We start from the raw sequence: 13,936 nt of genomic DNA on the forward strand, positions 1-13,936 counted from the left end.
TGACCTCCGGCCTCACCGGGCACGCTCCGTACGAGGACCGCCGTGCTCACCGGCCGGCGGCACGAGGTCCTCGCCGCGACGGTGCGCGGCGAGGCACTGCTTCACGGCGCCGGGCCAGGTCAGGCAGGATGTCCCTCGGGCCCCTGGACGTGGCCGTTGCCGTGCCATGCCGACCGCAGTCCGGGTTCATCCGCCCGGGGTGGGTTCGCGCCGGAGACCGAGCAGGTCAGGGCGGCGACAAGGGCCCCGAACACGGCGGCGCCGGCGGCGTCTTCGAGGGTCAGCGCCTCGAGTCGGCCGCCGAGGTGCCCGAGGGCGCCGAGGTGGTGGAGAAGGCCCGCGGTGAAGGAATCCCCGGCACCGACCGTGTCGACGACGGTGACGGACGGGGCCGGGAAGAAGAGATCGGCACCCGCTTCCGGCCCGACCGGGCCACCGCCCGCGCCGACATCTTCGACTTCATCGAGACCTTCTGCAACAGACGCCGCCTGCGCAAGCACATCCACTGGGGTTACCTCACGCCCCACGAGACCCGCCTGCGATACCGGCACGATCAGTCCCTCGCGGCGCAACAACACGGTGTCCAAGATCACGGGGAAACTCAGTCACCGACAGTCCCGGACCATGCCTCGGTACTGCCCGTCGGCACGGCAGGGGGACAGCTACGGTTGGCCGATGCCACCGACCCCGCACCGTGCCGCGCTCCTCGTCATCGACATGCAGCTGAACATGAAGGCGATCATGCATCGCGCCGACCGCACAGTCGAAACCATCGCAGCGCTCAGCTCACGTGCGCGTGCTGCGAACGTCCCCGTCATCACGGTCCAGCAGGAAGGATGCGGCAGTGCCCTGCCCGGACTGGCCCCGCACGACGGAGAGCCGGTGGTGAGGAAGACGTGCGCCGACGCCTTCCTGGACACCGTCCTCGACGAGCTACTCGTCGACCTCGGTGTGACCGAGGTCCTGGTCACCGGCTTCGCCACAGAGAACTGCGTGGAGACCACTGCCCGCCAGGCCCTCAGCCACGGCTACGACGTGCTGCTGGTGGCGGACGGTCACACCACGTCGGTCCGCCCTCAGCCGACGGACTTCGTCCCTCCCGACCAGTCGATCGCGCATCACAACGAAATCTACCGGCACATCGACTTCCCCGATCGCAGCGTTCGGGTCCTGCCTGCCGCGCGGATCGACTTCCTGGCGCCGAAGCCGGAACCCGAGGAACAGGACTGAGAGCGTGCACCCGTGCTCCGGCAGAGCGGCCGGAAGAATCGTGCGGCCCGGAGCACACGGAAGCTGCGCGGACCGCGGCAAAGGGGCGTTGGCCGGTGATCCCCGCGGCTTGGGGAGGTGTCCTGACCTCACGGTTTGTGCGCTGTCCAGAGGAGTTCCGCCGGCCAGCGGTGTGCCCAGTCGGAGGGGTCGGTCTCGTTGTAGCCGTTGGGTGTTCCGCGTTCGGGTCGCGGCTCGATGAGGTCGTCGATGACGAGGCCCGCGCCGCGCAGGACTCTGACCCAGTCACCGTAAGTGAGCTGGTAGCTCGTCGCGCCGTCGCCTTCGGCGATGGCGTCCAGCCCGAAGTAGTCCTTCTTCAGTGTCGTGGTCACGCGGTCGGCGGATTCGTCGTAGCAGACTTCGAACCACGGGCTGGCAACGTTGAACACCAGGCGCCCGCCTCGGCCCAAGACGCGTGCGGCCTGGGGGACGACCAGGTGCGGAGGCGCCCAGCTGAGCCCGCCGAAGTCGCAGAACACCAGGTCGAAGCTGTCAGCGGCGAAGGGGAGTTGTTCGGCGGCGCCTTGCACCAGCGGGTAGCGAGCTGCCCCCATGGAGCGGGCCGCCGCGGAAAGCTGGGCTTCGGAAAGGTCCAGCCCGACCACGGTGGCGCCCTCGGCGGCGAGCACCCTGGACCACTGGCCGGCGCCGCAGCCGAGTTCGAGCACGCGCTTGCCGGTGACGTCACCGAGGGCACGCAGGTGCGCGTCGGGGACGGAGTACATGCCCCACAGCCGGGGTGCGGCGCCGATCTGCGGGTCGTGCTCGTGCTGGTAGGTGCTGCTGATCCGGTTCCAGAGCCGCCGGTTGGCGGGGATGCTGTCCACGTGCCGACTCCAGCACTGCCCGGCGGGGCGGTCAACACGACAACGGCACCGGTCGTCCCTCCTGCCATGGTCGCGGGAGCGTGCGACGAGGTGGGTCGGCCTGCGCGGAAGGCCCGACCGGGTGTGGTCGGGCCTTCCTTCCGGAGCGGGCCTTCCTTCCGGAGCGTGGCCGAGCACGCCGTGAGAAGCGCTACGAGGACGGGCCCAGCGAGCCGGCTCCGGTAGTCCGAGTTCCCCTCAGCCGGTGGCCGCCTGCCGGTGGGCGCGGATGATGTCGGCGTACCGCCGGCCGCTGGTCTTCACGGTCCGCTTCTGCGTGGCGTAGTCGACGTGGACCAGGCCGAAGCGCTTGTCGTAGCCGTAGGCCCACTCGAAGTTGTCGAGCAGGGACCAGGCGTAGTACCCGGCGAGCGGGGCGCCCTTGCGCAGGGCGCGGGCGCACGCCGCGACGTGGTCCTCCTGGTACCGGGTGCGTTCCGGGTCGTGGATCTCGCCGTCGGGGCCGACGGTGTCGGGGTAGGCCGAGCCGTTCTCGGTGACGTACAGCTTCCGGATCCCGTAGTCCTCGGTGAGCCGCAGCAGGAGGGCCTCCAGACCGCCGGCGTCGACCTGCCAGTCCATGCCGGTGCGGGGCACCTCGGGCAGGCGTACTTCGCGGGCGTACGGGACGGGGCCTGTCGGGTCGTCGGTGACGGTGACCGGGAAGTAGTAGTTGAGGCCGTGCCAGTCGAGCGGCGCGGCAATCGTCTCCAGGTCCCCCTGCCGTTCCGGGAGTTCGACCCCGTACAGCTCGCGCATGTCGGCCGGGAAGCCTCGGCCGTAGACCGGGTCGAGCCACCAGCGGTTGGTGTGGCCGTCCATGCGGGCAGCGGCGGCGACGTCCTCGGGCCGGGTGGAGGCGGCTTCGACGGTGGAGTGGTTGGTGACCAGGCCGACCTGGGCGCCGGGTGCCGCAGCGCGGATGGCCTGGGTGGTGAGGCCGTGGCCGAGAAGGAGGTGGTAGGAGGCGCGGACGGCTGCCGTGATGTCGGTGAGGCCGGGGGCCATGCGGCCCTCCAGGTGGCCGATCCACCCTGAGCAGAGCGGTTCGTTGAGGGTGGCCCACTGGGTGACCCGGTCGCCGAGGCGCTCGGCGACCACGGAGGCGTACGCGGCGAGGTGTTCGGCGGTGGCCCGCTCGGTCCAGCCGCCGTGGCTGTCGCGGACGCGGTCCTGGAGGGCCTGCGGCAGGTCCCAGTGGTAGAGGGTGACGGAGGGGGTGATCCCGGCGTCGAGCAGTCCGTCGACGAGCCGGTCGTAGAAGTCGATCCCGGCCTTGTTGACCGGACCGTCGCCGCCGGGGACGATGCGCGGCCAGGCGACGGACAGCCGGTAGGCGTCGGTCCCGAGGGCCTTCATCAAGGCGATGTCCTCGGGCCAGCGGTGGTAGTGGTCGCAGGCGGTGTCGCCGTGGTCACCGTTGTCGACCGCACCGGGGATGCGGCAGAAGGTGTCCCAGATGGACGGGGCTCTGCCGTCCTCGGTGACGGCGCCCTCGATCTGGTAGGCGGAGGTCGCCGTGCCCCAGGCGAAGTCCGGAGGGAAGGCCTCCAGGTCGAGCGAGGCACGGGAGCCGGGGTTGGTGGGTTCGGACACGGAGAACCTCTTGGTGTTCGGTGTGGTGAGGGGTGCCGTGGTGCGATAGGGGCGTCGTCGCAGCGGCGAGGGCGTCACTTGACCGCGCCGGCGGTGAGGCCGGCGACGAGGTAGCGCTGGAGGAGCAGGAAGCCGACGACGACGGGCACGCTCACCACGAGGGAGGCGGCCATCACCTGGTTCCAGTAGACGTCGTTCTGGGTGGCGTATCCCTGGAGTCCGACGGCGAGGGTCCGCGTGGTGTCGGTGGTCATGACGGAGGCGAAGAGGACTTCGCCCCAGGCGGTCATGAAGGCGTAGATGGCGACGGCGATGATGCCGGGGGACGCGGCGGGGATGATGACGCGGAACAGCGCCGTGACGGGTCCGCAACCGTCGACCTTGGCGGCTTCGTCGAGTTCGCGCGGGATCGAGTCGAAGTAGCCGGTCAGCATCCAGATGGAGAACGGCAGCGAGAAGGTCAGATAGGTGAGGATCAGGCCTTCGCGGGATCCGAAGAGGGCGATGCCGGTGGCGTTGCCGATGTTCACGTAGATGAGGAAGAGCGGCAGAAGGAAGAGGATGCCGGGGAACATCTGCGTGGAGAGGACCGTCACGGTGAAGACCCGCTTGCCGCGGAAGGTGTAGCGGCTGACGGCGTACGCGGCGAAAATCGCGACGATCACGGACAGGACGGTGGCCGCGCCCGCGACGACGATCGAGTTCACGAAGTAGTGGGCGAGCGGGACGGTCTCCCAGATGTCGGCGTACGGGCGGAGTGTGAGCCCCGAGGGGATCCACTGGAACTTCCCCGAGACGTCCTCCAGCGGTTTCAGCGAGCTGGAGATCATCACGTACACCGGCAGTACGACGAACGTGGTGAGCACGGTGAGGAAGATGCGCCGGGTCCAGAGGAAGGAGCGGGGCGCGGCCATCGGGGACCGGGCGGCCTGGCGCCCGCGTGCGTACTCAGGCATCGGAGGTCTTCCTTCCGCGGGTGGTGAGCAGGAGGTAGACGCCCGTGACGACGAGGAGGAAGAGCAGGAGCAGCACGGACATGGCCGAGCCCGTGCCGAAGTTCCACGTCTGGAAGGACGACTGGTAGATGTGGAGGGAGATCAGGTCGGCGGCCTCGGGTGCAGCCTTGCCGAAGAGGACGAACGGCGTGTTGAAGTCGTTGAACGTCCAGAGGAAGAGGACGAGCACGAGAACCTGGTTGACGGACCGCAGCGACGGCAGGGTGATGTGCCGGATCTGCTTCCACACGCCGGCCCCGTCGAGCGCAGCCGCCTCGTACATGTCCCGGGGGATGTTCTGCAGTCCCGCCATGACGGTGAGGAAGGCGAACGGCCACCCCTTCCACACGGAGACGATGAGCAGGGCCCAGAAGCTGTTGTCCCCTATGAGCCAGAAGGCGGGGCTGTCGCCGATGCCGAGCTGGTCGTGGAGCACGTGGTTGATGAGGCCGTTGTCCCGCTGGAACATGAACGCCCAGGTGATCACGGCGGCGTAGACGGGCAGCGCGTAGGGGACGAGGAACAGCGTTCTGAGGAAGCCGCGGCCACGGAAGTTCTCCTGGAGGAAGATCGCGGCGGCCGTCCCCAGCAGCCAGCAGAGCCCCACGGACAGGACGGTGAACAGGCACGTCGTCAGGAACGACTTGAGGAGGGCCTGGCCGACGGGGGCGTCGAAGTCGATCGCGACGGAGAAGTTGTCGAGACCCGACCACGGCGCCTCGGACCAGTTACGGATGTAGAACTGGGTGAGCTCGCGGAAGCTCATGGTGATGCCCATGAGCATCGGGACGATGTGGACGAGGAGTTCGAGGAGCAGGGCGGGCAGGAGAAGGAGGTACGGCAGTGCGATGCGGCGACGCCTGGAGGGGCGCTGTGCGGGCGCCTCTCCGGGTGTGGCCGCGCGCACCGCCGGCTCCCGCGCGGGAGTGACGGCGGTTTCGGTCATGGGGGGGGCGGCCTACTTCTTGGGCATCTGCTGCTGGGCCTTTTCGAGCTTCGCCCGCACGGAGTCCGTGGTGACCGGGCGGCCCGCGGCGGCGTCGGCGAACAGCTCCTTGACGGCGGTGCCGACGACGGTCTCGAACTGCGACTCCTCGGGCACCTGCGGCAGTGCGGCGGCACTCGTGGCCAAGGTGTCACGCAGGACCGTCAGGGCGGGGCCGTTGAAGGCGGCGTCCTGCTGGGCGGCCTTGACGGGCGGGATGGAGCCGTAGGACGTGTTGAGGACGATCTGCTCCTTGTCGCTGGTCATGAACTTCACGAACTTCAGCGCGCCGTCGTGGTTCTTGGTGTTCTTGAAGACGGCCATGTTGATGCCGGCGACCATCGAGTTGGTCTGCTTGCCCTGGCCGGGTGCGCCGGAGGGGACCGGCGCGGGAGCCACCCCCCACTCGTCCTCGTTCATGCCCTGTGCCGTGAACGTGGCGGAGGCGGTCTGCCAGAGGACCATCGCGGTCTTGTCCTTGGCGAAGTCGCTGAGGGACTGGTTCTGGGCGTACTCGGCGTTGCCGGGCGCGACGATCTTGTGCGTGGCCATGAGGTCGACGTACTGCTTGACGGCGGCGACTGCTCCGTCGGAGGTGAAGTCGGCCTTGCCGTCGGCGGTGAAGAAGTCGGCGCCGTGCTGCTTGCCGAGGACGAAGACCTGGTGGATGTTGTTGGAGAGGTTGGAGCCCTCGACACCGATGGCGGACGTGCCGCCCTTCGTCAGCTTCTTGCCGGTGGCGATCAGCTCGTCCCAGGTGGCCGGCGGCTCCGCGATGCCTGCCTCCTTGAACAACTTCTTGTTGTAGTAGAGCGCATAGGCCATGGAGTAGAGCGGCACGGCGGCCGGGTCCTGTGCCTGGACGCCGGTGGAGCCGAGCGCGGACTCGACGAAGCGGTCCTTGCCGCCGATCGCCTCGAAGTTCTTCGCGTCGAAGGGCAGAAGGGCGCCGGTGGACTGGAGGGACGCGCTCCAGGTGTTGCCTATGTTGAGGACGTCGGGACCCTGGCCGGAGGTCGTGGCGGTGAGGATGCGGTTGAGCAGGTCGGCCCAGGGCACGACCTCCAGCTTCACCTTGATCCCGGTCTCCTTCTCGAACTTGTCGAGTTCGGGCTGCAGGACCTTCTTGTCCACCTCGATGCTGGCGCCCTGGTTGGAGGCCCAGTAGGTGAGGGTCTTGGGCTGCTCGTTGGAGCCGCCGCCCGTGGAGCCGCCGCAGGCGGCCGCCGTGAGGACGAGGGAGAGGGTGACGGCACCGACGGCTGCGACTCTGATTCTGCGCATGGTCCTGGAGTCCCTTTCAGGGAGGCGAAAGCCCGAGAAGAAGGGGGCGCTGTCCCGCAGGCGCTCCCGGCCTAGCCTCTCGGCTTAATTTAGGGTGTGAGTTAAACCTTCAGCGGAAGGTCGCGTCAAGGGGCATCGCGGCGGTATGTTGCCGGGAGGACTTACGGAAGAGGGTGTCCGGTGACAGTGCGCAGCGGTCGTACGGTGCATGACCTGCGGCGGGAGAACCGCACGGCGATATTGCAACGGTTGTATTTCGACGGGCCTCTGAGCCGATTCGCGCTCGGGCCGGTCACGGGCCTCAGCTCGGGCTCCGTCAGCAACGTGATGGCGGAACTGGTCGCCGAGGGCCTGGTGGAGGAGGCCGGGAGCGTGGATTCCGCCGGTGGCCGGCCCCGCACGCTCCTGCGCATCCGCCAGGACAGTGCGTACATGATCGGCGTCGACGTCGGCGAGACACGGGTCCGGGTCGAGCTCTTCGACCTGGCGCTCACCGAGCTCGCGCGTGTGGAGAAGCCACTGGCCACCCACGTGTCACGGAGGGAGGACCGTTACGACGTCACCGTCGTGATCACACACGTGCGCGACGGGATCGAGGAAGTCGTCCGGCAGGCGGGTGTGGAGCCCGGCCAGTTGCTCGGCGTGGGCGTGGGCGTCCCGGGCATCGTGGCCAGGACACCGGAGGACGGGGCGGTGGTCCACGGCCAGACGATCGGCTGGGACGCCGTGCCCTTGGAACGGCTGTTGCGTGAGTCCGTGCCCCTGCCGCAGTCGGTGCCGTACTTCATCGACAACGGGGCGAAGACACTCGGCCAGGCCGAGATGTGGTTCGGCGCCGGACGCGGAGCGAGCAGCGCCGTGGTCGTCCTCTTCGGTTCCGGGGTCGGCGCGTGCGTCGTCAGTGACGACCTGCGCTCCGGCCGGGCTGTCGAGTGGGGTCATCTGAAGGTGAGGGTCCGAGGACGCCGCTGTCGCTGCGGCGCCCAGGGCTGCCTGGAGGCCTACGCGGGAGCGGAAGCCCTCCTGGAGCGGTGGCGCGAAGCCGGCGGCTGTCCGCCCGCGGGCGCGGACGAGGAATCGGCGCTGACCGCGCTTCTCGCCGCCGCCTACCCGCCCGCCCCCGGAGCCGAGGCCGATGCGATCGCGCTCGCCGTCCTGGAGGAGACCGCCGAGTATCTGGGCGCCGGATTCGCCGACCTGATCAACCTCTTCCAGCCCGAGCGCATCCTCGTCGGAGGATGGGCCGGCCTCCAGCTCGGCTCCCGATTCCTCGACAGCGTCAGGACGTACGCCACGTCCTACGCCCTCTCCTATCCGGCCTCCCACGTGCGCGTCGAGCTCGGCACCCTCGGACCGGACGCTGTCACGGTCGGCGCGGCGATCCTGCCGCTCGCCGACTTCTTCGCACACGGGGGTCGCCGGAAGCCGGCGGAGACCGAGGAGTCGGCGCCGGCGTGGAAGACGTCGCTCCGGGAACGGGCGGCGCAATGAAGGCCCCGGCGGCGGCCCTCCCCCGGGACCGGCTCCTCCCGTCCGTCGCCGGGGAAATCCGACGGTCGGAATCTGGACGCCTGTCCCGTCAATCCAGCCCCGGCACGTCATCAGGCGCTGGACAGATCCTCCGCCCCCGGTGATCGAACACGTACAACTGTGCCAGGTCGACCAGCAGCGGCACCTGTGCACCGCTCCTCACCCGGCCCTGCGGCCCCGTCCGTACGACGAGGTCGCTGCCCACCGTGGTCCGCCGCTCCTGTGCCGCCGTCGCGGAGGGGCCGCCGGACACGATCGGAGGCCGGCTCTTCCGCCGCGCCGGGAAGACCCGCACCCGGCCGGGACCAGGTGGGCGCGGCACGCGCCTGCGCGAGGCGGGGAACCGGGGGCGCGCGGTCTCCGGATCCGGCACGACGGCGGGCCGTGAACCCGTGTTCAGGTGGACGAGCACTTCATGCCCCTGGTACTCCACGTGCTCCACGAGCCCGGTCAGGGCTGCCTCGCCCGGTCTCGCCTCACTGGGCGGAGCGATCCGCACCGCCTCGGAACGCAGTCCGACGATGACCGGACGCCCCTGCTGCACGCGCAGAAGCTGGTGGTCCGCACTCAGCGGCACGGGCAGGGCGAGGGACTGACGACCGAGGTTCAGGGCCATCCGGGCATCGAGCGGAGCGTGGACGACCGCCTCCAGCAGATTGATGCGCGGCGTACCGACGAAGGCCGCGACGAAGACGTTCGCGGGAAGCGTGTACAACTCTTCGGGTGAACTGATCTGTTGAAGGACCCCCTCGCGCAGGACCGCCACCCGGTCCCCCAGGGACATGGCCTCGGACTGGTCATGGGTGACGTAGACCGTCGTCACGCCCAGCTCCTTGGTCAACGAGGAGATCTCCGCGCGCAGGTGTTCCGGCAGCTTGGCGTCGAGGTTCGACAGCGGTTCGTCGAACAGGAAGACCGACGGCCGCCTGGAGACCGCCCTGCCCATCGCCACCCGCTGACGTTCTCCTCCCGACAGCTGCCCGGGAAGCCGCTCGAGCAGATCCTCGATGGCGAGCATCCGGGCGGTCGCCTCCACCTGAGGCCCATGGTCCGCCGCGGGGTCCCGGAGTTTCAAGGGAAACCCGATGTTCTCGCGGGTGGTCATGGACGGGTAGAGCGCGAAGTTCTGGAACACCATCGCGGTGTCCCGCTGGTGTGGTGGGGTCTCGTTGGAGTGGACGCCATCGAGGAACAGCTCGCCCTCACTGATGTGTTCCAGGCCGGCGATCATGCGCAGCACCGTTGATTTGCCACAGCCGGAAGGCCCCAGCAGGACCAGGAACTCGCCCGGCTCGACCATCAGGGAAACGTCCTGAACCGCGTAGGAGCCACGGTCGTACTTCTTACTCACATGTCGCAGCGCAATGGAACGACTCATCGAGAACCACCCAGGACAGAGTTGGAGGGGCGTGAACGGCGACAACCCGTGCGGGTGCGCTGCGAACCAGATCAGCTCCCGCGCAGAGACGGGCGGATGGACGTGGGCAGGAGCGGCGGCGCCTGGGGCGGCTCGCGCCCGGGAAGGAGTGCGGGTCGCAGAGGATTCGGGTGGGCCGCTCGCAGATTCGTAGCCGGCAGACCCGGCATTCCTCCATGGCAGCGGTGCGCGCGACCGGCCGGCGCACCGTTCTCGGCGGTGCGGCGCACGTGAGCGCGATGCTCGAATCGGCGGGACACGCCATGGGTACGGGGCGGCGCCGCTCTCATGGCCGGGGTTCACCGCGGCGGAGCACGTGCACCCTGTGCGGCTGCGTACCGGAGGCGGGTGCGTGGAGGGCCCGGCCGCTCCCCGAAAGCGGCCGGGCCGTGTGACGGAATCACCGCCCAGGTCAGGGCAGGCGGTACTCCGCGTTCAGGACCGCGCCGCGCTGCGGCTGGTTCTGGTCGTAGCCGCGCGGGTCGCACTGCAGGCCGCCCACGATGCAGTGGTCCACCATGGCCTTCAGGGTGCGCTCCTCCCAGGCGTTGAAGAAGTCGTAGTGGAAGGAGTAGCCGCGGCCACTGGCCAGCCGGACCTGACTCATGTCGCCGTTGACCGGCCATGCCATCTTGAATTCGATCATCGGCAGGGCGACCGGGTGGGACGCCGGGCACATGTTGTCGTTGGTGCCGGGTTTGACGACCGGGTACGCCATGTGACTCCGGTGGTCCGGCGTGTCGAGGTACAGGCCGTTCCAGCAACTCGGCGCCTGCATACGCAGGTTGAGCTGCACGTCGGGCCGGCTCGGGCAGCTCGCGGGGAAGTCGGTGTTGAAGAAGCTGTCACCGCACTCCCAGCCCTCGACGAAGCCCTTGTGCGCGCGGAACTCCTGGGCGCTCTGCATCGGGTTCCCGACGACGAACCGCAGCCCCTTGGGGAAGGGACGGACGCTCCGGTAGTCGGTGACGCCGGCCTTGTAGTAGATGACCTGCGGGCCCACCGGCAGGATCTTCTGGTCGCCCTTGTAGAGCGAGGGCATCCAGTACGCGGAGGCGTCCGCGGGCGCCTTGCAGGTCGTGCTCCCTCCGTGGAGCGAACCGGTGGTGCTGGCGGCGTCGGTGGAACGGTTGCCCATGAACGTGTGGTCGTGCGACGCGCCGGACTGGCCCGGGAACACGATCGGGTCGTCCGGGGCGGTGTGCGTGACGGCGCAGTTGGCCTGGAACTCGTGGAAGTAGGCCTGCGGCGGGGTGGCCCCCGAAGGGGTGACGCCGGTGACCTGCGGGACGGCGGGAATGTAGCCGTCCCCGTCGGCGTCGTCGCCCAAGGCCTGGGCGGACGCCGCCATCGTGTGCCCGCTGTGGTCGACGACGGCGGCGGTGGCGATCGGGGCGTCGACGCCCGGGTCCGCGGCGGACGCGAAGGTGCCGACTCCGAGGACACTGGCGACGAGGGCTGTACCGAGGAGGAACGCGGGGAGCCGCTTCGGACTCGATCTCATGGGGGGGTCTCCTGCCCGTGGGGTGGTTTCGCGCGTACGTCGCAGACGCCACGCGACTGGTGGGAGGGATGGGACTTCTTTCGGCCTGTGCGGTGGTGCCGGGGCGGGGCAGCGCGGTGACGGCCCCGCCCCCCGTTCACGGATCCGGCGTCGTCAGCCGTAGATGCCGAGCTCGTGGAGTGAGTAGCCCCAGCCGGTGCCCCTGGCCGTCAGCTGGAGGCGGACGTGGCGGGCCGTGGCGGAGACGTCGACGGTGTCGACGTCTCCGTCGGCCGTGGTCGTGGAGTGGACCGTGCGCCAGGTGGTGCCGTCGTCGGAGACCTGTACCTCGTAGGACTTGGCGTAGGCGGGGTCCCACACGAGCTGAAGCGTGCGGATGGGCTTGACCGCTCCGAGGTCCACCCGGATCCACTGCGGGTCGCTCCAGTCGCTGGCCCACCGGGTGGACGTGTCGCCGTCGGTGGCGTTGGCGGCCGGGCAGGGGCAGTCGCCGTACTGGGCCTGGGCGGAGGAGGCGGTGGTGGGACGGTTCAGCGCGAGGTTCGTGCCGGTCACGGGCGGGGCGACGACCTTGACGGACTTCGTCTCGATGCCGGCGTTTCCACGGCCGTCCTCGGCCTGGATGTAGACCTTCCACACCCCGAGCTTCTCGGGCGCGGTGACGGCGAAGGTGCCGTCGCCGGTGGAGCGCCATTGCGCGGCGACGAGCCGCTTGTCGCCGTTGGCGTAGTTCCCGCTGAGGTAGATCTTGGGCGTGATCTGGTCACCGTCGGGGTCGCGGATGTCGGCGCGCACCGTGAACTCGCGGCCCGCGGGGGCCGCGGAGGCCGGAGAGACGGTCATGTTCGTGATGACGGGCGGGGTGTTGTCGCCCGAGGTGGAGCCGGTGTACGCCTTCTTCACCGCGTAGTACGAGAGTCGCTTCAGTCCGTCGGGCAGGAGGTTGAACCAGACGCCGCCGAAGTCGTGTTCGAGGCCGTAGTGGAACAGGGTGGCTCCCAGGGCGACGCCCTGGTGACCGGTGACGCAGCCCCAGGCCTTGGTGTAGCCGTCGGCCTTCTGCACGTCGGTCGGCTCGTCCGGGATGCCGTTGGCGTCGTCGGGAACCTCCCACTCACCGGCGGGACCGCCCTCGGTGATGATGTAGGGCTTGGTGTAGCCGCCGTCGATCCAGTCCTGGCGCACCTTGCAGAGGTTTCCGTAGGAGTTCATCGAATACAGGTCGAGGTCCGGGGCGTTGCGCTTGTAGTACGGCCAGGCGCCGGTCCAGGCGTCGGTCGAGGTGACGGGGTGGTCGGGGTCGATGGAGTGGATCTTCTTGGCGACGTCGTTGACGAAGGAGGTGTAGGCGTTGCGCTGGGCCTCCAGTTCGGTGCCGCTGTAGCAGTTCTGCAGGCCGAGGACGGACTCGTTGCCGGCGTTCCACATGAGGGTCGCCGGGTGGGACTTGTAGGTGTCGACCCACTTGGCGAACTCGGTGAGCGAGTTGTTCTTGTAGGCGGTGTCCGTCACGTAGTTGACGCAGCCTCCGGCGCCGGGACCACCGCCGGGCTGGAGCCAGAAGCCGTTGACGACCTTGAGTCCCTGGGCGGCTGCGGCGTCGAGGAGGGGCTTGGAGGTGGCGTCGGTGCCCCAGGTCCGCACGGTGTTGACGCCCATGGACTTCAGGTCCGGCATGTAGCGGGGGGCGTCGGCCATGGCCGGGCCCCAGGTGAGGCCCTTGAGCGTGTACGGCTGTCCGCCGACGGTCAGCTGCCAGTTGCCCTGCGAACCCGTCACCTTGACCGCGCCACCCGGAGGCGGGTTGGTACCGCCGCCGTCGGTGCCGTAGACCTGGAACTCCCACAGCGAGTATCCGTAGCCGCCGGCGCGCGCGACGCCCTGCATGCGTACATACCGGCCCGATCCGGCGACGGGGATCTCGTCCGTCCCGCCGTCGCTGCCGGTGACCGTCTTCAGGGTACGCCAGTCGGTGCCGTTGTCGGAGGCCTGTATCTCGTAGTTCTTGCCGTAGGCGGCCTCCCAGGTCAGGACGATGCGGCTCAGGTTCCTGCTCGCCCCGAGGTCGACCTGGATCCATTCGCCGTCCTGCCGCGCGCTCGACCAGCGGGTACCGGACAGGTTGCCGTCGAAGGCGGCTCCAGGGGCATACGCCTCGCCTTCCTGCGAGGAGGCTGTGGCGGGCTTGCCCTGCGAGAGAAGCGTCTCCGCCGCCTGCGCCTGCGCCTGCGAGGACAGGCTCAGGGTCAGCGAGGACGCCAGGAGGGCGCCGAGCATCGCGAGGGAGATCCCGCTGCGGCAGCGGGAAGGAGTGAACAAGGAGGGGGGACTGGACACGTGTGCTCCTGGCTGATGGGTGACGCCGGCGCGCCACCGGCCTCTGCGGCCGGCCGCGCGTGCGGCGTTCTTCGTGGAGGGGACGGTGCTGTGATGCGCGCCCTTCCGGGCCGGGCCGCGGGGACGTGAACACCCGGCCCGGAAGGGAGT

At 69.3% G+C, this 13,936-nt stretch carries 10 protein-coding genes and 1 pseudogene; 2 read left to right on the plus strand and 9 right to left on the minus strand.

The features are described 5' to 3' along the window. Positions 1–119: 119 nt before the first annotated feature. Positions 120–398: pseudogene (locus tag ACFY8O_RS16650) on the minus strand (PfkB family carbohydrate kinase); the annotation flags it as partial. 277 nt (positions 399–675) lie between these two features. Here ACFY8O_RS16650 and ACFY8O_RS16655 point away from each other — a divergent pair. Continuing rightward, a complete protein-coding gene (locus tag ACFY8O_RS16655; protein WP_387902817.1) occupies positions 676–1,230 on the plus strand; it encodes an isochorismatase family protein in 555 nt (184 codons plus the stop codon). Between the two features lie 128 nt (positions 1,231–1,358). On the opposite strand, the gene ACFY8O_RS16660 is transcribed toward ACFY8O_RS16655, so the two are convergent. The 5 genes from ACFY8O_RS16660 to ACFY8O_RS16680 form a co-directional block, all read right to left on the minus strand. Further along, complete coding sequence (locus ACFY8O_RS16660; RefSeq protein ID WP_387902819.1) at positions 1,359–2,099, minus strand: class I SAM-dependent methyltransferase; 741 nt, start codon at positions 2,097–2,099, stop codon at positions 1,359–1,361. 237 nt (positions 2,100–2,336) lie between these two features. Then, positions 2,337–3,734: a GH1 family beta-glucosidase gene (locus tag ACFY8O_RS16665; RefSeq protein WP_387902822.1), complete on the minus strand. Its 1,398-nt coding sequence runs from the start codon at positions 3,732–3,734 to the stop codon at positions 2,337–2,339. 74 nt (positions 3,735–3,808) lie between these two features. Then, positions 3,809–4,648 (minus strand): carbohydrate ABC transporter permease, encoded by an 840-nt coding sequence (locus ACFY8O_RS16670; protein ID WP_145807584.1) that lies wholly within the window; start codon positions 4,646–4,648, stop codon positions 3,809–3,811. Positions 4,649–4,682: 34 nt separating this feature from the next. Continuing rightward, the gene (locus ACFY8O_RS16675) at positions 4,683–5,675 is read right to left on the minus strand and encodes a carbohydrate ABC transporter permease (RefSeq protein WP_387902825.1); all 993 of its coding nucleotides are present in this window, start codon (positions 5,673–5,675) and stop codon (positions 4,683–4,685) included. Between the two features lie 12 nt (positions 5,676–5,687). Further along, positions 5,688–6,998, minus strand: coding sequence for an ABC transporter substrate-binding protein (locus ACFY8O_RS16680; RefSeq protein WP_145807204.1), 1,311 nt, complete (start codon positions 6,996–6,998; stop codon positions 5,688–5,690). A 180-nt stretch (positions 6,999–7,178) separates the two neighbouring features. On the opposite strand from ACFY8O_RS16680, the gene ACFY8O_RS16685 reads away from it, so the two are divergent. Next, positions 7,179–8,489 carry an ROK family protein gene (locus tag ACFY8O_RS16685; protein ID WP_145807206.1) on the plus strand — a complete coding sequence of 437 codons (1,311 nt, stop codon included), beginning with the start codon at positions 7,179–7,181 and terminating at the stop codon, positions 8,487–8,489. Between the two features lie 88 nt (positions 8,490–8,577). Here ACFY8O_RS16685 and ACFY8O_RS16690 read toward each other — a convergent pair whose 3' ends face one another. The 3 genes from ACFY8O_RS16690 to ACFY8O_RS16700 all read right to left on the minus strand — a co-directional run bounded on the left by ACFY8O_RS16690 (position 8,578) and on the right by ACFY8O_RS16700 (position 13,726). Next, entirely contained in the window at positions 8,578–9,906 is a 1,329-nt protein-coding gene (locus ACFY8O_RS16690) for an ABC transporter ATP-binding protein (protein ID WP_387902829.1), read from the minus strand. A gap of 451 nt (positions 9,907–10,357) precedes the next feature. Beyond that, on the minus strand, positions 10,358–11,449 hold the full coding sequence (locus ACFY8O_RS16695) for a DUF1996 domain-containing protein (protein ID WP_387902833.1): 1,092 nt from the start codon (positions 11,447–11,449) through the stop codon (positions 10,358–10,360). Between the two features lie 153 nt (positions 11,450–11,602). Further along, a complete protein-coding gene (locus ACFY8O_RS16700) occupies positions 11,603–13,726 on the minus strand; it encodes a discoidin domain-containing protein (protein WP_387903698.1) in 2,124 nt (707 codons plus the stop codon). Positions 13,727–13,936 lie beyond the last annotated feature (210 nt).

Source organism: Streptomyces argenteolus (assembly GCF_042902585.1).
Lineage (GTDB): Bacteria > Actinomycetota > Actinomycetes > Streptomycetales > Streptomycetaceae > Streptomyces > Streptomyces argenteolus.

Coding starts and splice junctions, on each gene's coding strand:
- ACFY8O_RS16670 (WP_145807584.1), bottom strand. CDS start 4,648: ATGGCCGCGCCCCGCTCCTTCCTCTGGACCCGGCGCATCTTCCTCACC.
- ACFY8O_RS16655 (WP_387902817.1), top strand. CDS start 676: ATGCCACCGACCCCGCACCGTGCCGCGCTCCTCGTCATCGACATGCAG.
- ACFY8O_RS16690 (WP_387902829.1), bottom strand. CDS start 9,906: ATGAGTCGTTCCATTGCGCTGCGACATGTGAGTAAGAAGTACGACCGT.
- ACFY8O_RS16680 (WP_145807204.1), bottom strand. CDS start 6,998: ATGCGCAGAATCAGAGTCGCAGCCGTCGGTGCCGTCACCCTCTCCCTC.
- ACFY8O_RS16700 (WP_387903698.1), bottom strand. CDS start 13,726: ATGCTCGGCGCCCTCCTGGCGTCCTCGCTGACCCTGAGCCTGTCCTCG.
- ACFY8O_RS16695 (WP_387902833.1), bottom strand. CDS start 11,449: ATGAGATCGAGTCCGAAGCGGCTCCCCGCGTTCCTCCTCGGTACAGCC.
- ACFY8O_RS16675 (WP_387902825.1), bottom strand. CDS start 5,675: ATGACCGAAACCGCCGTCACTCCCGCGCGGGAGCCGGCGGTGCGCGCG.